We start from the raw sequence: 22562 nt of genomic DNA, 5'->3' as shown, positions 1-22562 counted from the left end.
TGCCCTTGTTGTCCGCCTTGCTGGGTCTGGCCTCCCTGCTGCTGTCCGCCAGGCAACCCGGGGAACAAGCCCGGAAACTGCGGCATCTGTTGCTGCCCTTGTTGTCCGCCTTGCTGGGTCTGGCCTCCCTGCTGCTGTCCGCCAGGCATCCCGGGGAACATGCCCGGAAACTGCGGCATCTGTTGCTGCCCTTGTTGTCCGCCTTGCTGAGTCTGGCCTCCCTGCTGCTGTCCGCCAGGCATCCCGGGGAACATGCCCGGAAACTGCGGCATCTGTTGCTGCCCTTGTTGTCCGCCTTGCTGAGTCTGGCCTCCCTGCTGTTGTCCGCCAGGCATCCCGGGGAACATGCCCGGGAATTGGGGATACATTCTTTTGCAATAATGGTTCATCCAGAAACCTCCTTATTTACGTACAAACTATCCTATTCTGACTAACAGTGGTTGGACACTGATTCTTAAGATACAGGTCAAAAACAGGGCATTGGCCTCAAGAAAGAAAGGATTAATTTTACAAAGAGGGGGAATCTTCAGGCTGCGGGGAAATTTGTAAAGGGTATTAAATCCATACAAAAAGGGAGTTGGTAAAAATGAAAAAAATCGTTACCGGTTTGGCAGTGGTCCTCATGGCATGGGGGATCTCCTTTTCTACAGCATCAGCTTCAGCACCGGGCTTCCATCACCCAGCGGACTGGGATAAGAATTCAATCCTGCGCAAGGATGCACGGGGCGTGGAAGTTAAGAACGTGCAGTATATTATCAATGTTCTCAGATCTTATACTGATTCGTCAGTCTTCGACTCCGATGGAATCTTTGGTCCAAAAACGGAAGCTGCTGTTAAAAAATATCAGAAAACACACCACCTTGCCGCGGATGGCGTAGTGGGTCCTCGGACATGGGACAGTTTTTCCAAATTCATTGAAAAGAGAGGAACGAACACCTATGAGCCGGTGGATACATGGCCCTAAGAATTCATTGGAAAAACGATAGCTCTAATTTCTACGCGCCTTCCAAAGCGTATATCTATGGTAATGGTGAAAAATTAACAGATACGTATCGGTTATATGCGAATTAAACGTACCTTCGTCTAAAAATATCCTTATAAGCTTTCCTTCAAAGAAAAACGTGCCCGAATCAGGCACGTTTTTCTTTGTTGGGCAATACTGAAGCGCTTAGCGTACAAGGAATAAATGCTTTCTTCCGGACGTACGTATAAAGAAGGAGGTGTATGATGTTTGGCCATCGAATGAAACTGCGTAAAGGACCTCTGCCGTTTAAACGTGTGCTGTTATACTCGTTGATCATGCTCCTCGGTATGACTATTTTTGCCTTTTGGTTAGTTGACCATAAAATACAGCCCATTCTAAAAAATATCGCCCGTTCGGAAGTTCACAATATTGGTGATGAAGCGATTAACGATGCCATCCTTAAAACCAGAGATCAAATTGATATGAATAAACTGATCATCACAAACAAGGAGGAAGGACAGCGCCCGGCTTATACTTTGAATTACCAGATGTTTAATCAAATATTGGGGAAGATGACCGAGAGTATCCATGATGAAATTAAGAGTCAGCAGCATACCAAAAAAGACAGGTTCGGCAACCGGCTAAATTCAGTAGTCTATCAGATCCCTCTAGGTGCTGCGTTTAATAATTCTTTGCTGTCCGATGTTGGTCCGCCCATTCCGGTCGAAATGAGCATAGTGGGTAATGTAGATTCTGAGCTTAAAACGAAGACAAAAAATATTGGCATTAACAATACGTATATTGAGGTATATGTTCATCTAAAAGTACATGTACAGGTTGTTGTACCGTTTTCTTCTGAAAAAGAAGCGATTGAAAGCGATGTGAAGCTTGGAGATTTGTATTTGCCGCAAGATGTTCCGGAATACTATGGAGATGGCGCCGGTCTATTTAAACCAGCTATTATTAAAGATAAAAACAAAAAAGACTAATAAACTCTATCGCCATATGGATAGAGTTTATTTTAGTAATTACTCATGGCTGAAGGAGATAGGGAGCAAGATGAATTGGGATTACAATACGAGCCTTTTTCCAGGGCGTCAGGCCAGTCGAAATCTTTTTTCTCTTTTTTTCCCAATGCCTTCATGATGGGAGGAAAGGATTCCTGCCATTCTTTTGCTGTCATGCGGTCGCTCGAGGAATTGATCGTTACATGATAGGGGAGCTCACTCAGTTCAATCCCCAGCTCTTTTTCTTCTCTCACCTTCGCTAGCGATTTTTCATACAGCTTTAACGCTGGATCGATTAATTGATAGGTAAGTGAAAGTGCGACTTCCGGCTGTTCGGCCTGTGCCTGGAGTTCACCTCTATACAGCACACCTTCCATGTTAACGGTTTGATAATATTTCTCCACAAGATTACCCAGCTGTTTTGTTTTCGCCACTTCCAGAAGATCTGCGTCTTGCAGCTTTTTCACGTGATAATACAGCCTGGAAGGGTGCTCGTTCAGTTCACCGGCGAGCTGTTTTACCGTTACGGGCTGCTCGGAAGCGAGGTGAAGAATCCTGATTCGTCTGGGATCTGAGAAGATCTTCATTAAATCAATCGATTGTGTTTTCCATTGAGCCACTTAATCGTTCGACAAAATATTTATCAGGGAAAACTAATTGATTTCCTGGGGATTCGTGGTAAACTTATTGTAAAATTAGTACCTAGTAATAATACTAACCTATAAATTTTTTGGGGGGCTGAATATGAAATCAAAAGCACGGCTGACAGCGATCGGCACGTATGTACCGGAGAAAGTCCTGACAAACGAAGATCTGCAGAAGCTCGTCGATACTAGCGACGAATGGATTGTACAGCGTACCGGCATGAAGGAAAGAAGAGTGGCAGGAGAGCATGAGTTTGCCTCCACATTGGCTATAAAGGCTGTTCAAGAATTAACCGAACGCTACAGCAAGGGACTTGATGATGTTGATGCCATACTTGTTTCTACAACCACACCTGACTTTGTTTTTCCAAGTGTAGCCTGCCAAATTCAAGACTTTTTCGGTATTCCCCATACCCTCGCCTACGATTTTAATGCTACCTGTGCTGGATTTACGTATGGCCTTCATATGGCAAACGGTTTGATCACCTCCGGCCTCCATAAAAAAATTTTAGTTGTAGCAGCTGAAACGCTGACAAAAGCAACAGACTATACGGACCGATCTACTTGCATCCTTTTTGGTGATGGAGCCGCAGCTGTTTTGATTGAAAGAGATGAGGAACATCACAGTTTTCTTTCTGCCCATTATGGGACGAAAGGAGATGGAGGAAGACATGTGTACCGAACGAATTTTTCCACCAGCATGAAGGGGTGGGAGATGGAAAAGACAGATAAGATGGTCCAGAATGGGCGAGAAGTCTACAAATGGGCAGTCCGCACCATTCCTGAGGGTATTCATAAACTTATAGATCAAGCGGCGATGAAGCTGGATGATGTGGATTGGTTTGTACCTCATAGCGCAAACTTGAGAATGATTGAGTCGATTTGTGAAAAAGCAGGGTTTCCGGAAGAAAAAATGCTCACCAGCGTGGAGTTCTGCGGAAATACTTCCTCGGTTTCTATTCCGCTAGCGATGGATCTGGCTATAAAAAAAGGAAAGCTGAACGATGGGGACATCCTTTTGCTGTATGGATTCGGCGGGGGGCTCACACACGCCGGCCAATTGCTGCGATGGAGCCCTGATCCTGCGAAACAATCACACTGAGAAACAGCCGCTGACGGGCGGCTGTTTTGGACAAGGAAATAAAAATCAAATGGAGTATATGTTGAATGGAAGGCCAGATAATAATGTGGATGGTGGTGCAATGATGAGACAATGGGAAACGAAGGTGGTACGAACGAAACGCGGAAACTTTGAGGTGTTTACAAAGGGGAAAGGCGTTCCTTTATGTGTAATCCATATTTACCCGGTATGAAAATTTTAGATGGAAGCCCTGAGTATATCATAATTGAACAGGCAGATCCCGAGCTTAAGCCCGAAGAGTGGAAGCAGGGGCTGTCACAAATTTTACTGAGAGCCAAGAAGCAGAGCCTTCAGCGGATTCAGGCTGTACTATTACGGGATGGCAGAGATTATGAGAACCTTGCAAATGAATTAATCGGCAGGGGATTTGTTTATTACTCTTCCAAGGTAGATGTATATCGGAATCTAAGCGGATTAAAAGACCAAACCTCTATGTTTCAATGGCTCTCTTTGAAAGATGAAACCCTGACTGAAGCCGAGTTCATCGAAATATGGAGGGAATGCATGCTGCTTTCGGACAATGCTCCTTCATCACTTACGATGGAACAACACTTACAGTCCGTAAAAAAGGAACTTGGCAGCGGATGGGAATATTCCTGCCGGGTGTTTTATGATAATAAGGGCCCAAAAGGGATCTCCATTCCTCATATTGAACCAGGTACTTCAAATGAAGGCAGATTGTTTTATTTCGGAGTGCTTCCGCAAGAACGGTTTAAAGGGAGCGGAACGAAAATGCATGGCCAATCTTTGTCGTTCTTAAAAGAGATGGGGGCGGAATATTATATCGGAAGTACGCACCTGGCCAACCAAAAAATGCAGAGGGTGTTTGAGAAAAACGGGTGTGAAGCAAAAGCGTATACTGACGTATTTTATAAGTGTTTTTAACATAAATAACAGCTCGTCTGCATGCAGGCGGGCTGTTTAATTTTGATTTTTCCAGACTGATTCCTTTGATCGCATTAAGCGCCGCTAGTCCATCACTCGGGTATCCGTTCGCCTGTTCCATAGGCATGAGGGAAAAGAACACGTATTAAAACGAAAAGTACGTGAATTGGTAAAAGAAAAGGTTAGCTTCAAACACATCCTGAAATGGATACGAAGTGCGCCGACCTTCATGATGACATTTCCTGTACCGACATGAATTCTGACCTTTCTCCAAAGATTCTGGCGAAAAAGTAATGTCCGGATTCATGCAATAATATTACGGCAGGCAGAATGAAAAAAATGATAAGAAAAATTTCCATATCTCTGTAAAACCAAACAACTCGCCAACTCCCTTTTGTGCTTATCATGCTCTCCATTCTTTGGCCTGATTCGCTTTAGGACAAACATCCAAATTCACCCGGAAAAATAAAAAAACTCAGCATTATGCTGAGCTGTAATTTCCAATTATTGAAACAGTCCTGAATGCAGCACTTCATTTGCTGCAGAAACGATATTGAACAAGAAAGCTCCCCACCATAATACACGGCCCCGTGGTGAAACATTGCTCCATCTTTTTCTCTTGCTTTGTTCTTTGAAATAGACGAGAGCAGCAAGTGCTGTGATATTAAAGAAAACCATGCTCCAGCGGGCAACAACAACGTAAGTCGGGCTGACTAATCCACCGGCAAGCAGCAATCCATTAATTAGGAACAGCATATAGAAAAACGGAAGACTTTTCATGTCATCACTTCTCTCCAAGATGATCAAATCCTCGTTTATTCTAACACCGCCATTATGAAATGGGAATGGGTTTGCTCAATGGTTAACAATGTTGACACAATTACTGTCCCTACCGCATATTAGTGCTTTTCTTTGGAGGCACGTGAATGACGTCAGAAGACGAAATCATCACCATCATGCTCCCTCCGTACGCTTTCGCTCGTATAAGAATCGGCTGGTTGAAACGGTTCTGAAAACGAAAGTCCGGGCCATACCAGCTTACGGTCGCATCTCGCCCTTTCGGTACATAAGGGACAAGCCTGCTGTGTGAAAAGCGCTGAACGATATGAAGTCCTGCCCGGTCAACTGCATTGAAAAGGGTAGAGGACACTTGGCAGATTCCACCGCCGACTCCTTCCGAAAGCTCCCCCCGCACGATAACAGGGGCACGCATGTACCCCTTATCCGATGTTCGTCTGCCTACAACACCATTAAAGGAAAAGGTTTCTCCAGGAAATACGACATGGTTGTCAATGGCTTTTGCAGCAAGTGAAATATTATGGCTCCTGGATTCGTTGGAACGGTTGAAATAGGTAACATAATGAGCAAGTTGGTTCGTGCGAATATTTCCTAGAAGCTCGCTGTCCACTCTTGGATGGACCGGTAATTGAGGAATTTCAAGTTTTACAGGCCCCTTACTGAAAAAACTCATATAAAATCGTTCTTTAAACGCTTTTTTATAGAGCATGGATCCTTTTTTTTCAGAAGTGATTCCTCCCGATTCATTGATCCTTGCGTTTAGAGGCGGACGGTAGATCTGCCCCTCCAATTTTGCCGTAAACAAGTCAAGTTTCTCGCCGTCGATAACGGGCGTACCCGGCAGCGGGATCATGAAGTCCTTTCGATCAACAATCGCAATGGTTTGCCCTTCATGTACTAAAGAAATGCTGTCTGGTATATTGAGGGGCTGGACGGCCAGCAATATACCGGTTAACCAAGAAAGCAACATAACGAATAACCTCCCAACAATTAGTATGTTGAAGGCTGAATCGTTTTATGTAAGAAGGTTGATAATGTATCGGCGACCCGGCTGTTTTTAGATTTTTCAAAAATGTTATTGACTTTGTATTCTATACCTGTTTTAATAACAATTAATCCGATGGGGTTTATATGATTTAAACCTACATAATTTTTTCTTATTAAGAGAGGTGGAGGGAATTGGCCCCATGAAACCTCGGCAGCGGACTCTTTCAGAGAACTGTGCCAAATCCAACAAGCATCAGCTTGGACGATAAGAAAGGAAGAACATGCAATACACTTCCCCTTACACGTCCGTGACAGGTAAGGGGAGGTTTTTTATTTAAGAGTAAAAAAATATCGTACAGCTGATTGGTAAACCAAAGGCCGTGTCTTGAAATTCGCAGACATGGTCTTTGGTTTTCTTTCGTACATGAACCTTTTTTCATTTGAAAGGGGGAATTTTATTCGCAGCACGGCCATTCAAACATTGCGTCGACCGGACGACCGGAGGCTTTCCTAAAATAAGGAGGTTTCCGGTTGTTTTTCTTTTGCCGAATCGTAAAGAAGAAAGGGAGATTGGTAATGACTTTACTGCAAATTAGAAAACTGGATCGAAGTTTCCAAACGGGGAAAAGCGTGATGAAAGCACTGGAACGTATAGATCTCAGTGTGAACAAAGGTGAATTTATCACGGTGATCGGCCCGAGCGGCTGCGGAAAAAGCACGCTGCTAAAGATAATTGCTGGTTTGGATACAAGGCATGAGGGTGCTGTGATGCTTGATAATCAAAAAGTATCCGGGCCGAGCATCGATAAAGGATTTATTTTTCAGGAACCAAGATTATTTCCGTGGCTGACTGTTGAAAAAAATATTGCGGCAAACTTGCCTTTGAAAGAAAAAGAAACAAAAGAAAAAGTAAGCGAACTGATCAAGCTTGTCCGATTGGAAGGATTTGAAAATGCTTATCCAAAAGAGCTGTCAGGAGGAATGGCCCAAAGGGTATCGATCGCAAGGGCCCTGCTTAGAAATCCTAAGGTTCTCCTCTTAGATGAGCCATTTGGAGCCCTGGATGCCTTTACACGGTCACATATGCAGGAGGTGCTCCTCGATATCTGGGAAAAGAACCGGACAACGATGATCTTTGTTACACATGATATTGATGAAGCGATCTATCTTGCCAGCCGAGTTGTTATTATGAATCCCCGGCCGGGCACGATTCGGGAGGTAATACCGATCGAACTGCCGCATCCCCGGCGGAAAACGGATTCCGCCTTCCAAAAAATACGGCAGCGGGTATTGAGTGAATTTGAAAAAGTAGAAGAAAACGAACAATCAGAAGCTTTCCAATAAAAAACGAGGCAAAGGAGATGAAAGGATGAGCGATCAGACTGGAGTATTAACGACAGCCAACTTGGATCGAAAACAGAGAAGAAAAGAGTCCGCCGTAAAAACAAAAAACCGAAAAAAACCACCCCTTTCCCATCGGGTGAGAGGATTAGCACTGCCGTTTTTTATTCTTGTCATCTGGGAGATTGCAGGTGCCTATGGACTGATTTCAGCCACCTTGCTGCCTCGGCCGAGTGAAATTTTCATTGCATTTAAAGATCTCATCCGCACGGGAGAGTTATTTACCCATTTTAAGATCAGTCTGTTGCGGGCGATTACAGGATTTCTGCTGGGAGGGGGGCTTGGGCTTTTGGCTGGGCTTGCTGTTGGATTTTCAAGTAAAACAGAGCAAACCCTGGATCCGACCTTGCAGATGCTGCGGACCATTCCATCGCTGGCTGTGATCCCCTTGTTCATACTCTGGTTCGGATTTGGTGAACTATCAAAAATATTGCTGATTTCAAAATCGGCATTCTTCCCGCTATATGTGAATGCGTTCTTGGGAATCCGCGGGGTGGACTCTAAGCTGTTTGATGTAGCAAAGATCCTTGAGTTCAGCAAATGGAAACAGATTACAAAACTCATTCTGCCGGCTGCATTGCCGAATATTCTTCTTGGTCTGCGCCTGTCGTTGGGAGCGGCCTGGCTGGCTTTGGTCGCCGCCGAATTGATGGGATCAAGTGAAGGCATCGGATACCTCATTATGGATGCGCGGCAATTTTCTCAAACGTCGGTTGTTTTTGTTGGAATTATCATTTTTGCGGTGTTCGGTAAAGCATCCGATTCACTGGTGCGCTATTTTGAGAAACGGCTTCTGAAATGGCGCGACAGCTTTATCGGGTGAAAAATCATAAAAGGAGGTGTTCGGTATGGCTCAAAACAAAAGGCAGCTCCATCTTAATCCCTTTTTGACAGGAATGGGCCACCACGAAGCTTCGTGGAGCCATCCTAGCTCAACCGTGGATCAAACACTGGAATTTTAATTATTTTAAAAATTAAAAGTTTAGGAGTAGATTGCATATAAGGAGAGGAGAAAACAGATGACACAATTAACGAAGAGAAAAATCATGCCGGGTGTATTCCTATTGATTTTATTGATGGCTTTGCTTTCCGGCTGTAGTGAACAAAGTACGAACGCTGAGCAGAAAGGTGACGTTACGGTCAATATCGGAGTCCAGGGAAGTACCGGCGTTCTTCCTTATGCCCGTGAAAAGAAATACTTTGAAAAAGCGTTTGAGAAAGAAGGCGTAAAAGTAAAATGGAACGAATTTGCAAGCGGTCCTCCTCACTTTGAGGCACTGGCATCTGGAAGGCTGGACTTCGGTGCCACTGGGGGTACGCCTCTTATTGCCGGGCAGTCTGGTGATGTGGACTTTAAAGCGATTGCGGTAACAACCAACGGAAAAAAAGGAAATTCCATCATCATTCCTAAGGGCAGCAGCATCAAAAATTTGAAGGACTTAAAAAGTAAAAAAATAGCCGTTGCTAAAGGAAGCAGTGCTTACAATTTCCTCTACATGGCTCTTGAAAAGGCAGGTCTGACCGACAAAGATATAAAAATTGTACAGCTGCAGCCTGATGAAGCAAGGCCTGCCCTCGATAACGGCTCCATTGATGCCTGGTCGACCTGGGAGCCTTACGCAACCACTGCACTCTATCAAACAGGGGCAAAATCCCTCGCTGATGGAGAGGACTTAAATATCAATGCGCCAAGCTTTCTCGTGGCTAGAACACAGTTTACGAAGGAGCATCCTGACTTAACGGTCGTCTTCTTAAAAACGTATGAAAAAGTCAGACAAGAATTTATCCATCATCCGGATAAAGTAACAAATGAAATTGCGAAGCGTGAGAAACTGGATCCGGAAATTGTCCGCACGGTCTTAAAGCGATCGGATTTAATCCTATCTCCGACAACAGAGGAGTTCGCAAAAGCCCATCAGCATCAGGCTGATTTTCTGTATAAAGTCGGAGGCATCAACAAAAAGCTCAATACATCAAAAGTGATAGAGAACCGGTTTGTTGAGAAGGCTCTGGAGAAGGAGTGACAGCAAACATTTTGATGGAGGGATGAACATGGCAGAAGCGTCTTTAAGAGAATGGCACCGCCCAAAAAACTTTGTTGCATCGATCACGAAGGAACAGCTGCACCTTGTTAATTTAACTGATCTTGAGTTCACACGCCTTTGCAAAGAAAGATACGGAGTGAATAAAGGATTGTACAACACGATTGAAAACTATTTTGCAAAGCAGGGAGTAAGAAACATTCTCTATCGCAGAGTGTACATCCTTGAATTCCTGTCCGACGTTCAAAGCAAGAAAGGAAAGGAAAGCCGTGGAGCACACGTTTCCTTCGGCACAGGAGGTTTGGCAAGAGCGCTGCACACCTTTTTTATAAAAAACATTTAAGGGGGAATATACTTTGGCAGACATCGTAACCATATCGGGAAGTCCATCGGTAACCTCGGGAACAGGAATCGTCCTTCAATATTTAAGTGAGCTCGCTCAAAAAGGGGGACTTGAAACAGAATCTTTTTCTGTACTTGATGTCCCGCCGGAGGATCTTGTTCTTGGCAATTTTCAAAGTCCACAGCTGAAAGCAATTGAGAAGAGCATAAAGCAAGCAAAAGCCGTCATTATCGGAACTCCTGTGTATAAGGCAGCGTATTCGGGGGTCCTTAAGTCACTATTGGATCTGCTGCCACGCGATATTCTAGCGGGAAAAAGGATATTGCCCATCGCAACGGGAGGTACCATCGCTCATCTCTTGAGCATCGATTATGCGTTAAAGCCGGTCCTTTATGCGATTGGAGCAAGGAACATATTAAATGGTATTTACTTAATCGATCTGCAGCTGCAGCATAACAATGGCCATGACGTTACGTTTGATCCGGAAATCGAGAAACGGCTGATCGTATCACTGAATGAACTGATCGATGAGGTAAAGAAAGATTGGTACATCAAGGACTTAGAAAAAGGAGAACTTCAGATTACGGGAGACACTGAGGGAAAGGGGAATAAGGCATGAACGTATATTGGTTTTTGCCGACACATGGAGACAGCCGGTATTTGGGAACATCAGAAGGAGGAAGGCCTATTACGCTCTCCTATCTTCGCCAAATTGCGCAGGCGGTAGATAGCCTTGGCTTTAAAGGGGCACTCCTGCCGACGGGACACTCATGCGAAGATGCGTGGGTGACCGCATCTTCCTTAATTCAGGCCACCAAAAAGATGAAATTCCTCATCGCGGTACGTCCGGGATTGATCTCTCCCTCTCTAGCGGCAAGAATGGCTTCCACCTTTGACCGTCTTTCTGATGGAAGGTTATTGATCAATGTGGTGACAGGGGGAGATCCAGTAGAGCTTGCCGGTGACGGATTGCACTTATCACATACTGAACGCTATGAGCTGACGGATGAATTTTTGACGGTCTGGAGGGGGCTGCTTGCCGGAGAAGTGGTTGACTATGAGGGGGGTCATCTGAAGGTGGAAAAAGGAAAAATACTCCTTCCTTCAGAGCAAGAGCCATATCCGCCGCTGTATTTTGGCGGTTCTTCTGATGCGGCGCTAGAAGTAGCCGCCAAGCATATTGACGTTTATTTGACCTGGGGGGAGCCGCCTGGACAGGTAAAAGAAAAGATCGAGAGGGTCAGGATGCTGGCAGCTCAGCAGGGACGGAAGGTGAGCTTTGGAATCCGGCTTCATGTGATTGTCAGGGAAACAGAAGAAGAGGCGTGGGCTGCGGCAGATTCGCTGATTCAATATGTGGATGAAGAAACGATCGCCGCTTCACAAAGGGTGTTCTCAAGATATGATTCAGTCGGGCAGAAGCGGATGGCTGCTCTTCATAATGGAAAAAGAGATTCCTTGGAAATCAGTCCTAACCTTTGGGCGGGTATAGGCTTGGTACGAGGGGGGGCAGGAACCGCGCTCGTAGGGAGTCCAGATACGGTTGCACAGAGAATGAAAGAATACCAGGATATTGGAATCGATCACTTTATCTTTTCAGGCTATCCGCATCTTGAAGAAGCGTACCGAGTGGCTGAACTGCTCTTTCCAAGACTTAAACTCGCACATCCAGAAACGGAGGCGAAGCGCCCGTTTCATTCGTTTGGAGAAGTGGTAGCCAATACGTATCTCCCTTTGAAAAGTAAAGCAAAATAAAGCACTGTAGTAAACTTGCTTAAACAAAATAGATGTTACTGGAAGAAAAAAACAATCAGGATTGAAGATGCGATTGGAGAATTCTCATGAATTTTCCGGTGGCCAAAGGCAAAGGATCGTCATCGCAAGAGCGATGGCACTCAATCCAGATTTTCTTGTCATGGATGAACCTGTCGCCGCTAGGGAAGGGAGAGGCTGTTATGCCATCGTTAATGATTGTTGGCGGAGATCATCTTGGAAAAATTACAAAGAAGCTGCAGTATGAAGGGATAAAGGAAATCATTCATGTGAGCGGAAGAAAAGCTAGAATGTCTCAAAAGGAGATTCCCAGCCATGTGAATTTAGTTCTCGTACTAACGGATTTTATTAATCATGAATTTTCAGCTGCAATTAAGAAAAAGGCTAACAAACAGAACATACCGATCTATTTTTCAAAGAGATCCTGGTGCTCGATCTATGCGGTACTTGAAAAAACAAAAATCTTAAATAATCACACAAAACATAAGAAGGAGGCTTTCATTTTAACATGAAAAAACCTGCCATACGATGGGCAGGTCATCAATTTTTCGTTGAATCAATTTTTACAACCTCGAGCTGGAAGGGGACGCATTCTTCCAGCTTTTCTTTGATTTGTTCGGCTTCCTCTCGGGATAACGGAGTGTTTAGGTCCTTTAACGTTTCCAGGCTGAAAGTAAACCGCCCGCTGGATTCAATAACCTTATATTCTTTCATACAAATTCCCCTTTCTTATTTTTTTGGAATCAGGAACGGCACGATGTTATATTTATATACTTCTACGTATCCGCTCTGTTCCCTGTTCCTTTTTAGAAATTCATTTGCAGGATATAAAAAAGATTCAGTTATAGCAAAATGATCCCTTTAATATACATAAATGATGGAATTTCGATGGGAGATCGTGCTGATGGAGGGATGATTTTATGGCTGTTAAACCACCGATACTGCAAAGAGGTGACACCATCGGAATTGTGACACTCGGGAGCCCTCTTTCGGCCCAGAGAATTAATGAAGGTATAACGACACTGAGAAATCTTGGATTTAATATTGTCCTTGGAAGAAATGTATATGCGAATACTGGATTTTTAGCTGGAACGGATCAACAGCGGGCGGACGATCTAATGGAGATGTTTACGAACAAAAACGTGAAGATGATTCTTCCGACTAGAGGAGGGGTAGGAGTTGCAGGGATCTTGCCCTATCTTGATTTTGATGTCATTCGGCAGAACCCTAAAATCGTCTCGGGCTACAGCGACATTACGATCTTGCTGAATGTGCTGTATCAATATGCAGATTTAATGACCTTGCAAAGTCTTCTTCTTCTGGATTTTAATCTGAATACACCAGCATATAACTATGACCAGTTCTTTCTGGCCACTTCAACGTTCCAGTCGCCACGGCAAATTGTGAATCCGCCTGGCATTCCACAAATCAGCCGAGTAAGGGGAAATGTAACAGGAGAAGTTGTTGGCGGCAATTTGACTTCATTTGTGGATACATTAGGAACTCCGTATGAAATAGATATGGCCGGAAAAATTGTAGTAATCGAGGAAACCCATGAACCGATCAACACCGTTTACCGCTATATCGATCATTTAAAACTAGCAGGGACATTCGAGGAGTGTGCAGGCATTGTGATGGGAGAATGTACAGGATGCGAACCTGCTTACGGAGTAACATATGATCAGCTCATTACTAACTATATGGTTCCACTTGGAAAACCATTGATGACTAACGTCACAACCGCGCATGGGTATTATAAGGCGGCCATTCCGATCGGCGCCCAGGCAAACCTGGATACCGTGAACAACCGCTTTACGATTCTAGAGCCGAGTGTGAGCAATGCATAATGCTGTCATTTTCATTCAGCCGCCAGCTCCATCCATAAATAAAATGTGGCGTAGGCTCGCCAGTCCGTCCATTTTTCAGACCATTCCATGATTTCTGAAAGGCTTGGCTTGGAATGGGAACCGATAACCTTCTTTAAAGCATTATGAAGACCCACATCGGCTGCAGGAAAAGCATCAGGGTGGCGCAGACATCTCATCATCACGTAATTTGCTGACCAGCTCCCGATTCCGCGAATGGCAATCAATGATTTCTCCATCACAGGCAGAGGCATTTGCTGCAACGCCGTTTTTTTTAATTGACCTGTGGCGATTATGTCAGCAACCCCAAGCAAATATTCTGCTTTTCGGTTCGTGAACTTTAAGGAGAGCAAGTCCTCTTTTGTAAGTTTGGCGATGATGCCAGGCTCAGGAAACGTCCAATACTCTTTTCCTTCGCAAACCACAGATTCCCCATAGCGTTCCACAAGCCTCTTCTTAAGCAAATAAGCCACATGAAGGCTGACTTGCTGTCCCATGATCGACCAGGCCATAGCCTCAAACAGGTCAGGGACCCCAATCATCCGAAGCCCCTCCCGTCCGTGTACGATGTGATTTAAGATATGATCCTGTTTTGCCAACTGGTAGAAGGGGGCAAGATCGCGGTCCAGGTCCATCCAATCGATGACGTGATGAACGATCTCGGCTTTTGAACGTGAATCAGGAACACGTAATGGAAATGATAAAAGGAGATGCTGATCTGTGGCTTCCAGCTGGATCAAAACAATTTCTTTTTCACAGCGTACCGCTTTCCTAATGACTTTATTTTCTATATCTACTTCATGCAGCAGCTCATTTTGGTTCCGGTTTAAATAACGAAGACACTCTTCAAAAAGAACATCATGCCGTTCGATCTCAATCCGATTTCCCTTCTGAATCCACATAGACAAACTCCTAATCTTTTATTTATATAGCCTATCATATGTAGGTTTGGAACTCTCGCCATATCCCCTTAGGTCAGGAACAACGACCGTAAAATCATCGGCGAGTCTTGGGGCGATCTTATGCCACATAACATGAGTCTGCGGATGTCCGTGCAAAAGAAGAAGAGGGGGGCCATCCCCGCCAATACGGACGCGAATCGTGACTTCATTCAACTGCATTCTTTTAACTCAAAGTTTTTAAACATAACAGCTGCCTCCTTTACTTTCATTGAGATCCTGCTTTTTCCCGCAGATGCTCGTAGTCTCCTTCATGTTTTGTGGAGACCGCGATATCATACAGGGCACTATTGAATTTTTCATAATCAAGCCCGAATAGGAAGTCTTTTTCAAATCCTTGGGCTGTGTAGACGGCAAAGTCCCATATCGCTTCATAGTCTCTTGGATTTGCTGATTGTGCAATCATATCCAGGACTTTCAGAATTTCGATGCCGACCACCACATTATTCTCAGAATAGTGCCGGATATATCCCAATCCGTTATAAAGGTAATGACTGAACTCTTTTTCCTGAAGGATGACACGCAGCTGTCCATTCGGATCAACTAAATAAGGGTCAAAATTAGCGACACATGAAATGTAAGTTAAGAGCTCACCCAGCTGATATATCGCGTTCTGTGCTGTTTTAGGGTCGAAGTTTCCCACTGAGCGGATAGCGACCTCAACCAGTTTGTTGATACTGAATTCGATGTCCTGTACTTCCGTCTGGCGTTTTCCAAAACTAAAAAACGCGAGATATTTGTACTCATCAATTGTTTGCCCTTGCCTTTTCCAATAGGTAAGTATAGGAGTCGTATTGAACACGTAATCGCCGATCGCATGCTTCAGCTCAATAATAATGTCGTCTTTCTGAGCTTCCTCCATAATTTCAGCAAAATCAATAAGCTGGATGTATCCGGCTTTATTCGATTTAATTTGATTGCCGGGTGATTTTACGAGGTCCTCCACCAATTTTTTAACGGGCCCTGTATCTTTTACTCTGTAGGGTTCAATTTCCTTCTGAAGAGATCCATCAACGATGGCTAATGATTCTTTTTTCATCTCGTTAGTCATTTTATTCACCTGCAGCCAGGCAACGGCATGATTAATGAAGAAAATAAAAGTGCCCATGGACACAGAAGCGAGAATCACCGCCATGAGCGGAACAGTAAAAAACTGCTCAGTAAAGCGTTTGTTTAAAAACAAAAAGGAAAAAAGCATGTAGAAAAAACTGGCGGTGAATATTCCCAGGATTCGCTGTGTGGCTTTGCTGGCGATAAAGTTTTTTAGGATCCGGGGTGAGAATTGGCCGGAAAAGGTAGTGAAAACGACTAGAATCAAGTTGAAGGTAAAAGTGGTAAGTGTTAAGGTTGCTGCAGTCAGGGTGCTGACCAGAGCCTGGGTAAGATCATAATTCACTGAAAAGATACTCCACATTTTTTCCCCGGTCTTCAGCTTGTAGTCAGCTGTGAATGCGATCGCCAAGAGAATAAACGAATTAAAAATGTAAAGTACAGGGGTAAACCATAAATTAGTCTGGAGCTGATGGGAAAGTTCCCGTTCAGACAATTGTGTATATCTTCGTAAATATTTATCAAGCAGCCTTACTTGTGCCATATCATACACTCCTCATGGAAAGATATTCCTGACCCGCATTAAATGGTTCGATCGTGCTGCCGGGCATGTGTCTTTTGTAACAAAAGCGTAAAGGCATCGAAAAATGCTTCACAATAAAGACACTCATCTAGCAACGGTAGATTCAGTTAACTTTTACCTTTATAACACACTTTTACACTTCTAATTTATGTAAGAAGGACTACAGAACGAAAAATTGAATATAGGAATTGAGGATCTCCCCGCTTACCTGGGCAATAAGGTATAAATGCATTACAAATATTGTAGGAGGTGGTAATTAAAGGTTTGGAAAATGGGTAAAAGGAATAATAAACCCCTAAAAACAAACGGAAGTTCTCGATATTTATGTAATAGCAGCATAAGGCTTTACTACCTGGTGCCTGGCACCAGTGGAAGAAAGGGACACGCTATGAATAAAAAGTTATTATCTTTTTTTGGAGGAAGCAGCAGAGGTTCTGGCAAAAGTGAACAGATTCAGAATCGTGAAAGCTGGCTTAAGGTTATTGTTATTGGTGCATTTGCTCTTTTACTTTTTTATAAGATTGCCACCTCGCCTTTTGTTTTCCGATTCTCTGATTTTATTTCTCTCTTTGCTTCTCTTTTTGCGTTGACGATCTCAGTGATGTTTTACAAAAAGTTTAATGACCTCGTCCGCAGATTAGAGGAAGGTTCCATTCAGTTGAATAGGGATGAGCCTGCAGCAGTACAAGCATTTCCTCAAGCCCAGGCATCAAGAAACGATCAAAATCAAAATCATACCGAACCAGAGGAAACGTTCCTTGAAGCAGAAGTGAAAACTACGAGGAATAAATCGGTCATTGATGAAGAACCGCCGGTTGATGATAAGCTGGCAGAGGACGTACAGGAAGAACAGGCTGTGGAAGCTGCAGACAGGGATGGGCAAAGAGAGCCTGCTGCTGAAGAACGTCTTGAGGAGCCTCAGGCTCCGTCCGTCACGTCGCGGGCAGCAGAGGAAGAACGGCCGAAGACAGAAGATAGGATTGAATATGAAGATTACCGTTATGAGCCGAGTGAAGAAGACATGAAAACCCAGCGGCTTAAAGAAGAAGAACTCAGACAGATTGAGATGGATAAAACCCAGATTTACCAGCAGCTGTATACGAGAGCCGATCTGAATGAAGAAGAGAGGAAATATTTCCAACAGCAGCTTCAGGAAAAAGAAACTCAGGCCTCTAATCTTAAGCAGGAACTCATACAGTTTACGAACAAGATTTCCCAGGCGATTAATAAAACACCACAGCTTTTCCAAAAGCGGGATTCCAGAATTGAAGGAATTGTTCGTCTGCTTAAGCCTGACTTTGTAAGTACGGCATCATTAAGTGAAATTAATGCACGCCTGGATGAACTGACCATTAATATACCGGAGGAAACTCTTGAATCACTTCAGCGGGAAGGATTTCTCGATGAATCGTTTCATTTTACACGTTCAGGGTATCGGGAGGCCATTCATACAAGCAAACTGATCTAATTTTGTTTTCGAATACAATAAAAAGGAGTATCCGCTCATTGGCGGATGCTTCTTTTTTAATTTCAGCTCTTGCTATTCAGGATGGTTTTCGCTTTTTGAAGGAAAATTTGAACAATCCCTATAGATTTCCGTTTTTTTTTCGTTTATTGTAACGTCAAACCTGCTTAATATCTCTTTGGAGATTATTAATACATGGGGTTCAGTGTACATCATGATTCTTCTTTTGACCCGGAAAAAAGTCACATAGCCTGTACCATTCAGCCCGTTAACATTATCATTCCTGTCTTTCTTTTGTCATAAAATATGTATTTCTTTTCAATGATTGCGGTTACATACCCAGTTTTTTTTACAATGCTGTAAATGTACAGTGTCACGTTACACTGTATAATGAGCGCTATAATCCTTACACTCAACTGAAAAAGGAGAGAGAATAATGGCCATTATTTCAGAAATTCTTCAGCACAATCAATCCTTTGTTAGAGAGGAAGCGTTCAGAGCGTATGAGACCACAAAGTTTCCGGATAAGAAGCTTGTTATTTTAACGTGTATGGATACACGGCTCACCGAGTTGTTGCCAAAAGCCATGGGGCTTTGTAATGGCGACGCAAAAATCATTAAGAATGCGGGTGCTGTAATCTCACATCCGTTCGGCAGTGTTATGAGAAGCATCTTGGTAGCCATCTATGAATTGAATGCTTCAGAAGTTTGTGTGGTCGGTCACCTCGATTGTGGTATGGCCGGCTTAAGGCACCGAACCTTCATGAAAAGTAATCGAAAAAGGTATTAAAAAAGAACAAATAGAAACGATCTCTTCAGCAGGTATTGATCTTGAAAGCTGGCTGACAGGTTTTGAAAAAGTGGAGCATAGTGTTGAGCACACCGTTCATCTTATAAAGAAGCATCCTTTACTCCCAGAAGATATTCGTGTCCACGGGCTTGTTATCGATCCGCATACCGGTGAGTTATTCCCTGTAAAAGGTGAACTTTTCGAAGAGCAAGTGTTGTACCGTTCGGAATCATAGACAGAGGAAGAGGAGTGATTATTGAGATGTTGAACAGATTTAAAGGATATACTTTTCAGGATTTTAGGAAAGATCTGGTTGCAGGCTTCATCGTTGGAATTGTTGCGATTCCGCTTGGGATGGCATTTGCCATTGCCTCTGGAGTCCGGCCGGAGAACGGATTATATACGGTGATTATTGCCGGTATTCTCATCTCCCTTTTAGGCGGTTCAAAATATCAGATCGGCGGTCCCACCGGGGCATTCGTTCCTATTCTTCTTGGAATTGTTATGCAATATGGCTTTCAAAACCTGCTGATCGCAGGATTTATGGCAGGGATTATACTTGTCATCATGGGTTTGCTGAAATGGGGTTCACTCATTAAGTACATACCGAGACCCGTCATCATAGGTTTTACTACAGGTATTGCTGTTATTATCTTCTCTGGCCAGATCGCAAACTTTTTAGGCTTGAAAAAGGTTGAAAAGCATGAGGAGTTTCACCTGAACATGATGGCGATCGCGGACAAGATCTATACGTTCAACTGGCAAAGTGTGGCGGTTGCACTAACGTGCCTATTCCTGCTGATTATTGTTCCGAAAATGACGACAAAAATACCTCCGGCTCTTGTTGGCCTCCTGGGATCGACCTTGTTCGCTTTACTGGTGTTTCCCGACAAGATTCCTACGATCGGAACGACTTTCGGCGATATACCGAATAAATTGCCTGAGTTGCAGTTCTTTGAGCTATCCGTCGAGAAATTGGTTTACTTGCTTCCGCCGGCCATCGCCATCGCCTTGCTTGGAGGTATTGAATCCCTGTTATCCGCCATGGTGGCAGATGGAATGAAAGAAGGAAGCAAGCATGACAGCAACAAAGAATTGGTCGGACAAGGAATCGCAAATATGGTGACGCCGCTGTTTGGCGGAATACCAGCAACAGGAGCCATCGCAAGAACTGCGACGAATATTAGAAGCGGAGCCGTATCCAAGGTTTCGGGGGTCACACATGGGGTGGTCGTACTTCTGGTCCTGCTTCTATTTTCCCCATACGCTTCACATATTCCTTTAGCAAGTATGGCACCTATCCTGATGGCAGTAGCCTGGAACATGAGTGAGAGAAATCAGTTTATGCATGTACTGAAAACCAAAACGATGGATTCGGTGGTATTGCTTATTACGTTTCTTCTTACTGTATTCACGGATCTGGCAACAGCTGTTATTGCCGGTTTAATTTTGGCATTCGCTGCGTTTATCAGAAGAATGAGTAGCTCTTTGCATATTAATAAAGTCCAGACAATAGAAAACGGTATGGTTCAGCAAGAATATGAAGGGATTCAAGTCTTTACGTTAAGCGGACCGCTGTTTTTTGGATCTACCAATCAATTGGAAGAACATGTCAGTAATAAGCACAAAAAGGGAGTCGTTATTCTTAAACTGCAAAACGTTCCATACATTGATACGAGTGCTGAAGCCGCATTATTGAGCCTCACGAATAAAGTCACTCGGCAGAACGGGGAACTCATCATCGTGGGATTGCAGCCGGACCCAAAGAGGCTGCTTGAAAAGACAGGATTGGCAGGGAAAATCGGGCACCATCATTTCTTCGATCGAATGGAAGAAGCGCTCCAAAGGGCTCAAACACTTCTCAGAACAAAAGAGGTGTCTATGAACATCAGCTGAATTGGTTCTGCTAAACTGGTGCCAGGCACCGCTTTTACATACTTGTGTAATTGCGGTGCCTGGCACCATTTCCTTCAGCTCTCTTCTTTAAAGGTTTACTCTCAGGCAATAAAGATAATATTAAACGAGAAGTAATTGCTTTTGTTCATTCATAAAGTTTTTTATAGTAAGATACATACGTTTAATACATAATTGCTTGAAAAGAAGGGTTGCACATGATGGAGAACAGAATGGTTAGAATTGCCTTTGAAGTGCTTTGTATTATTTTTGGAAGTTTCCTTATCGGAGTAGGCTCGAATACGCTGCTTCTTCCGGCTCACCTGCTTTCGGGCGGGCTGATGGGAATCTGTATGATCCTCTACAATACGCTGGGGTGGTCCGTGGGTACACAATACTTTCTCTATAATATTCCGCTCCTCGTCCTGGCCTATATTCATTTGGGCAAAAAATTCATCATCTATACACTGCTTGCCGTCGGTTTTGATTCGTTGTTTTTGCACGTTATTCCCATCAAGATGATGTGGACACATAACATCATTCTGGCTTCCATATTTGGAGGGGCGGTTTCGTTTGCTGGCGGAGCCATTATGCTTCGAGCAGGCGGTTCCAACGGGGGGCTTGATGTACTTGGACGGGTCATCGCAAAGTACAAGAATCTTTCGATTGCACGCTTCGGTCTGATTATGAACTTTATTATTATTTCCGTTTCCGCTGTTATCTTTAATGTTCAGTCGGCCATGTTCACCATTCTTTCGATGTATGTCGGCGCGAAAACATACGATACGATACTGACTGTGGCCGAACGAAGCTCTGTCATGATCGTCACCGATAAAGGCACTGAGGTTTCAGCTGCATTAAATGAAGCCTTCCATCGTGGTGTGACGTCGTGGGAAGGGGAAGGCGCCTATTCTCACGCGAGTAAACAGGTTGTATTATGTGTCATTGTTAATATTCAATGGGCAGATCTTGTCGAGATTGTGAAGAAAATCGATGAGACAGCCTTCATCTCGGCAATCCCTGCCCATAAGATTGTCGGCAACTTCAAGAATATTTGGTAAAAAACAAAACCCGCGGAAACGGCGGGTTTTGCTATGAATTTTGACCTTCATTTTCTACCAGATGCTTCAGAACGGATATTTTATTTTGCCAGAACTGATCGAAGTAGGAGAGCCATTGGTCTAACTCCGATAAAGGCTCGGCTTGAAGAGTGTACAGTTTTTCCCTGCCGGACTTCCGATTTTTTACTAAACCTGCTTCAGACAGGATCAGCAGGTGTTTGGACACTGCCGTCCGGCTCATTGGGAATCGAACCGTTATTTCTGTAATCGCAAGTTCTTTGCCAGCAAGCATTTTTAAAATTTCACGGCGCGTGGGATCGGCGATTGCTTGGAAGACGTCGTGCTTTTTAGCTGTGTTCATTATTTTTCAACAGTTTTCTTCAAGCTCTGCATAATTTTCGCCCAGCCGCCGTTCATATTGTCCCGGACAGCGGACACTTTTTGCTGTGCTTTTGGAAGGATGGCATCCGGGTGGCCCCAACCTCCATGAGTGAGTGTGAAATGGGTTTTGCCATCTTCTTCTTTTAGTTCAAATGTTACGATCCAGCCAAATTGATCCCATGCAAATGAAAGCTTATGCGGCTTGTCAACGACCAGCACTTTACATGGCGAAGGTCCAAATGGAGATTGGATATGAAATTCCTGGCCGACTTTCGGCTCAAAATCATTGGGCATAAACCAAGAAGAGATTCCTTCTGCAGTCGCGACAGTCTCCCACACTTTTTCAATGGGAGCATTAAAAATTTCCGAGTATTGAATATCTTTTGATCGTTCTTCAGTCGTATTGGACATCATTTTAACCTCTCTTTTTAATTGGAAATATAAAACCAAATGGTTTCACTTTATGGATTATATAAAACCAGTTGGTTACATGTCAATGGCCTTTTGATTTTTACAAATATTACATAGTA

At 43.8% G+C, this 22562-nt stretch carries 25 protein-coding genes, 2 pseudogenes and 1 riboswitch; of the genes and pseudogenes, 17 read left to right on the top strand and 10 right to left on the bottom strand.

Annotated features, from left to right (window positions below):
- A partial coding sequence (locus tag QYF49_RS14745; RefSeq protein WP_290400316.1) for a hypothetical protein occupies positions 1 to 389 on the bottom strand: 389 nt, incomplete at its 3' end.
- A 197-nt stretch (positions 390 to 586) separates the two neighbouring features.
- Here QYF49_RS14745 and QYF49_RS14740 point away from each other — a divergent pair.
- Both QYF49_RS14740 and yunB read left to right on the top strand, forming a co-directional pair.
- A complete protein-coding gene (locus QYF49_RS14740) occupies positions 587 to 964 on the top strand; it encodes a peptidoglycan-binding domain-containing protein (RefSeq protein ID WP_290400315.1) in 378 nt (125 codons plus the stop codon).
- Positions 965 to 1224: 260 nt separating this feature from the next.
- A complete protein-coding gene (gene yunB, locus QYF49_RS14735) occupies positions 1225 to 1953 on the top strand; it encodes a sporulation protein YunB (protein ID WP_290400314.1) in 729 nt (242 codons plus the stop codon).
- 32 nt (positions 1954 to 1985) lie between these two features.
- Here the strand turns inward: yunB and QYF49_RS14730 are convergent, their stop codons facing one another.
- The gene (locus QYF49_RS14730; RefSeq protein ID WP_290400313.1) at positions 1986 to 2591 is read right to left on the bottom strand and encodes a winged helix-turn-helix domain-containing protein; all 606 of its coding nucleotides are present in this window, start codon (positions 2589 to 2591) and stop codon (positions 1986 to 1988) included.
- A gap of 124 nt (positions 2592 to 2715) precedes the next feature.
- Between QYF49_RS14730 and QYF49_RS14725 the strand changes: the two genes are divergently transcribed.
- Complete coding sequence (locus tag QYF49_RS14725) at positions 2716 to 3717, top strand: ketoacyl-ACP synthase III (protein ID WP_290400312.1); 1002 nt, start codon at positions 2716 to 2718, stop codon at positions 3715 to 3717.
- Between the two features lie 183 nt (positions 3718 to 3900).
- Positions 3901 to 4641 carry a GNAT family N-acetyltransferase gene (locus QYF49_RS14720; protein ID WP_290400311.1) on the top strand — a complete coding sequence of 247 codons (741 nt, stop codon included), beginning with the start codon at positions 3901 to 3903 and terminating at the stop codon, positions 4639 to 4641.
- Between the two features lie 504 nt (positions 4642 to 5145).
- Here the strand turns inward: QYF49_RS14720 and QYF49_RS14715 are convergent.
- Positions 5146 to 5439 (bottom strand): hypothetical protein, encoded by a 294-nt coding sequence (locus tag QYF49_RS14715; RefSeq protein WP_290400310.1) that lies wholly within the window; start codon positions 5437 to 5439, stop codon positions 5146 to 5148.
- Between the two features lie 91 nt (positions 5440 to 5530).
- Positions 5531 to 6409, bottom strand: a complete 879-nt coding sequence (locus QYF49_RS14710) for a VanW family protein (protein WP_290400309.1) — start codon at positions 6407 to 6409, stop codon at positions 5531 to 5533.
- Between the two features lie 184 nt (positions 6410 to 6593).
- Positions 6594 to 6698, top strand: a riboswitch (SAM riboswitch).
- Positions 6699 to 7002: 304 nt separating this feature from the next.
- Here QYF49_RS14710 and QYF49_RS14705 point away from each other — a divergent pair.
- The 8 genes and pseudogenes from QYF49_RS14705 (at position 7003) to QYF49_RS14670 (ending at position 12497) form a co-directional block, all read left to right on the top strand.
- Positions 7003 to 7770, top strand: coding sequence for an ABC transporter ATP-binding protein (locus QYF49_RS14705; protein WP_290400308.1), 768 nt, complete (start codon positions 7003 to 7005; stop codon positions 7768 to 7770).
- Between the two features lie 25 nt (positions 7771 to 7795).
- A complete protein-coding gene (locus tag QYF49_RS14700) occupies positions 7796 to 8650 on the top strand; it encodes an ABC transporter permease (RefSeq protein ID WP_290400307.1) in 855 nt (284 codons plus the stop codon).
- Positions 8651 to 8846: 196 nt separating this feature from the next.
- Positions 8847 to 9851: an aliphatic sulfonate ABC transporter substrate-binding protein gene (locus QYF49_RS14695; protein ID WP_290400306.1), complete on the top strand. Its 1005-nt coding sequence runs from the start codon at positions 8847 to 8849 to the stop codon at positions 9849 to 9851.
- A 28-nt stretch (positions 9852 to 9879) separates the two neighbouring features.
- Positions 9880 to 10212, top strand: a complete 333-nt coding sequence (locus QYF49_RS14690; protein ID WP_290400305.1) for a hypothetical protein — start codon at positions 9880 to 9882, stop codon at positions 10210 to 10212.
- A 13-nt stretch (positions 10213 to 10225) separates the two neighbouring features.
- A complete protein-coding gene (gene ssuE, locus QYF49_RS14685; RefSeq protein ID WP_290400304.1) occupies positions 10226 to 10831 on the top strand; it encodes an NADPH-dependent FMN reductase in 606 nt (201 codons plus the stop codon).
- Entirely contained in the window at positions 10828 to 11967 is a 1140-nt protein-coding gene (gene ssuD, locus QYF49_RS14680; RefSeq protein WP_290400303.1) for an FMNH2-dependent alkanesulfonate monooxygenase, read from the top strand. Before ssuE ends, ssuD begins: the two co-directional genes overlap by 4 nt.
- 85 nt (positions 11968 to 12052) lie before the next feature.
- Positions 12053 to 12148: pseudogene (locus QYF49_RS14675) on the top strand (ATP-binding cassette domain-containing protein); the annotation flags it as partial.
- Positions 12132 to 12497 carry a DUF2325 domain-containing protein gene (locus QYF49_RS14670; protein ID WP_354005829.1) on the top strand — a complete coding sequence of 122 codons (366 nt, stop codon included), beginning with the start codon at positions 12132 to 12134 and terminating at the stop codon, positions 12495 to 12497. The pseudogene QYF49_RS14675 and the gene QYF49_RS14670, both read left to right, overlap by 17 nt.
- A 28-nt stretch (positions 12498 to 12525) precedes the next feature.
- Here QYF49_RS14670 and QYF49_RS14665 read toward each other — a convergent pair whose 3' ends face one another.
- Positions 12526 to 12699, bottom strand: a complete 174-nt coding sequence (locus tag QYF49_RS14665) for a hypothetical protein (protein WP_290400301.1) — start codon at positions 12697 to 12699, stop codon at positions 12526 to 12528.
- Positions 12700 to 12905: 206 nt separating this feature from the next.
- Between QYF49_RS14665 and QYF49_RS14660 the strand changes: the two genes are divergently transcribed.
- Positions 12906 to 13832, top strand: a complete 927-nt coding sequence (locus QYF49_RS14660; RefSeq protein WP_290400300.1) for a S66 peptidase family protein — start codon at positions 12906 to 12908, stop codon at positions 13830 to 13832.
- An 11-nt stretch (positions 13833 to 13843) separates the two neighbouring features.
- Here QYF49_RS14660 and QYF49_RS14655 read toward each other — a convergent pair whose 3' ends face one another.
- Genes QYF49_RS14655 through QYF49_RS14645 form a run of 3 tightly spaced genes read right to left on the bottom strand, consistent with a single transcriptional unit; the run spans position 13844 to position 16403 of the window.
- On the bottom strand, positions 13844 to 14752 hold the full coding sequence (locus QYF49_RS14655; RefSeq protein ID WP_290400299.1) for a DNA-3-methyladenine glycosylase family protein: 909 nt from the start codon (positions 14750 to 14752) through the stop codon (positions 13844 to 13846).
- 18 nt (positions 14753 to 14770) lie between these two features.
- Positions 14771 to 14971, bottom strand: coding sequence for an alpha/beta fold hydrolase (locus tag QYF49_RS14650; RefSeq protein ID WP_290400298.1), 201 nt, complete (start codon positions 14969 to 14971; stop codon positions 14771 to 14773).
- Between the two features lie 46 nt (positions 14972 to 15017).
- Positions 15018 to 16403, bottom strand: a complete 1386-nt coding sequence (locus tag QYF49_RS14645) for a DUF2254 domain-containing protein (RefSeq protein WP_290400297.1) — start codon at positions 16401 to 16403, stop codon at positions 15018 to 15020.
- Between the two features lie 427 nt (positions 16404 to 16830).
- On the opposite strand from QYF49_RS14645, the gene QYF49_RS14640 reads away from it, so the two are divergent.
- The 4 genes and pseudogenes from QYF49_RS14640 to QYF49_RS14625 all read left to right on the top strand — a co-directional run bounded on the left by QYF49_RS14640 (position 16831) and on the right by QYF49_RS14625 (position 21651).
- Positions 16831 to 17910, top strand: coding sequence for a hypothetical protein (locus QYF49_RS14640; protein ID WP_290400296.1), 1080 nt, complete (start codon positions 16831 to 16833; stop codon positions 17908 to 17910).
- Positions 17911 to 18343: 433 nt separating this feature from the next.
- A pseudogene (locus tag QYF49_RS14635) lies at positions 18344 to 18932 on the top strand (beta-class carbonic anhydrase).
- A gap of 26 nt (positions 18933 to 18958) precedes the next feature.
- Positions 18959 to 20593 carry a SulP family inorganic anion transporter gene (locus QYF49_RS14630; protein ID WP_290400295.1) on the top strand — a complete coding sequence of 545 codons (1635 nt, stop codon included), beginning with the start codon at positions 18959 to 18961 and terminating at the stop codon, positions 20591 to 20593.
- 215 nt (positions 20594 to 20808) lie between these two features.
- Positions 20809 to 21651, top strand: coding sequence for a YitT family protein (locus QYF49_RS14625; protein WP_290400294.1), 843 nt, complete (start codon positions 20809 to 20811; stop codon positions 21649 to 21651).
- A gap of 31 nt (positions 21652 to 21682) precedes the next feature.
- Here the strand turns inward: QYF49_RS14625 and QYF49_RS14620 are convergent, their stop codons facing one another.
- Both QYF49_RS14620 and QYF49_RS14615 read right to left on the bottom strand, forming a co-directional pair.
- Positions 21683 to 22012 carry an ArsR/SmtB family transcription factor gene (locus QYF49_RS14620; RefSeq protein ID WP_425589577.1) on the bottom strand — a complete coding sequence of 110 codons (330 nt, stop codon included), beginning with the start codon at positions 22010 to 22012 and terminating at the stop codon, positions 21683 to 21685.
- Positions 22012 to 22443, bottom strand: coding sequence for an SRPBCC family protein (locus tag QYF49_RS14615; protein ID WP_290400461.1), 432 nt, complete (start codon positions 22441 to 22443; stop codon positions 22012 to 22014). The genes QYF49_RS14620 and QYF49_RS14615 overlap by 1 nt, the downstream gene beginning before the upstream one ends.
- Between the last annotated feature and the right edge of the window lie 119 nt (positions 22444 to 22562).

The organism is Fictibacillus terranigra (assembly GCF_030412265.1).
Taxonomy (GTDB): domain Bacteria; phylum Bacillota; class Bacilli; order Bacillales; family Fictibacillaceae; genus Fictibacillus_C; species Fictibacillus_C terrinigri.
Note: the sequence above shows the minus strand (reverse complement) of the source record. Positions and strands in the feature narration are given on the sequence as shown.

What these genes read in the sequence shown, in the direction of transcription:
- QYF49_RS14740 (WP_290400315.1), top strand. Translation starts at nt 587, where the DNA reads ATGAAAAAAATCGTTACCGGTTTGGCAGTGGTCCTCATGGCATGGGGG.
- yunB (WP_290400314.1), top strand. Translation starts at nt 1,225, where the DNA reads ATGATGTTTGGCCATCGAATGAAACTGCGTAAAGGACCTCTGCCGTTT.
- QYF49_RS14725 (WP_290400312.1), top strand. Translation starts at nt 2,716, where the DNA reads ATGAAATCAAAAGCACGGCTGACAGCGATCGGCACGTATGTACCGGAG.
- QYF49_RS14720 (WP_290400311.1), top strand. Translation starts at nt 3,901, where the DNA reads ATGTGTAATCCATATTTACCCGGTATGAAAATTTTAGATGGAAGCCCT.
- QYF49_RS14710 (WP_290400309.1), bottom strand. Translation starts at nt 6,409, where the DNA reads ATGTTGCTTTCTTGGTTAACCGGTATATTGCTGGCCGTCCAGCCCCTC.
- QYF49_RS14705 (WP_290400308.1), top strand. Translation starts at nt 7,003, where the DNA reads ATGACTTTACTGCAAATTAGAAAACTGGATCGAAGTTTCCAAACGGGG.
- QYF49_RS14700 (WP_290400307.1), top strand. Translation starts at nt 7,796, where the DNA reads ATGAGCGATCAGACTGGAGTATTAACGACAGCCAACTTGGATCGAAAA.
- QYF49_RS14695 (WP_290400306.1), top strand. Translation starts at nt 8,847, where the DNA reads ATGACACAATTAACGAAGAGAAAAATCATGCCGGGTGTATTCCTATTG.
- QYF49_RS14690 (WP_290400305.1), top strand. Translation starts at nt 9,880, where the DNA reads ATGGCAGAAGCGTCTTTAAGAGAATGGCACCGCCCAAAAAACTTTGTT.
- ssuD (WP_290400303.1), top strand. Translation starts at nt 10,828, where the DNA reads ATGAACGTATATTGGTTTTTGCCGACACATGGAGACAGCCGGTATTTG.
- QYF49_RS14670 (WP_354005829.1), top strand. Translation starts at nt 12,132, where the DNA reads ATGAACCTGTCGCCGCTAGGGAAGGGAGAGGCTGTTATGCCATCGTTA.
- QYF49_RS14665 (WP_290400301.1), bottom strand. Translation starts at nt 12,699, where the DNA reads ATGAAAGAATATAAGGTTATTGAATCCAGCGGGCGGTTTACTTTCAGC.
- QYF49_RS14660 (WP_290400300.1), top strand. Translation starts at nt 12,906, where the DNA reads ATGGCTGTTAAACCACCGATACTGCAAAGAGGTGACACCATCGGAATT.
- QYF49_RS14655 (WP_290400299.1), bottom strand. Translation starts at nt 14,752, where the DNA reads ATGTGGATTCAGAAGGGAAATCGGATTGAGATCGAACGGCATGATGTT.
- QYF49_RS14650 (WP_290400298.1), bottom strand. Translation starts at nt 14,971, where the DNA reads ATGCAGTTGAATGAAGTCACGATTCGCGTCCGTATTGGCGGGGATGGC.
- QYF49_RS14645 (WP_290400297.1), bottom strand. Translation starts at nt 16,403, where the DNA reads ATGGCACAAGTAAGGCTGCTTGATAAATATTTACGAAGATATACACAA.
- QYF49_RS14640 (WP_290400296.1), top strand. Translation starts at nt 16,831, where the DNA reads ATGAATAAAAAGTTATTATCTTTTTTTGGAGGAAGCAGCAGAGGTTCT.
- QYF49_RS14630 (WP_290400295.1), top strand. Translation starts at nt 18,959, where the DNA reads ATGTTGAACAGATTTAAAGGATATACTTTTCAGGATTTTAGGAAAGAT.
- QYF49_RS14625 (WP_290400294.1), top strand. Translation starts at nt 20,809, where the DNA reads ATGATGGAGAACAGAATGGTTAGAATTGCCTTTGAAGTGCTTTGTATT.
- QYF49_RS14620 (WP_425589577.1), bottom strand. Translation starts at nt 22,012, where the DNA reads ATGAACACAGCTAAAAAGCACGACGTCTTCCAAGCAATCGCCGATCCC.
- QYF49_RS14615 (WP_290400461.1), bottom strand. Translation starts at nt 22,443, where the DNA reads ATGTCCAATACGACTGAAGAACGATCAAAAGATATTCAATACTCGGAA.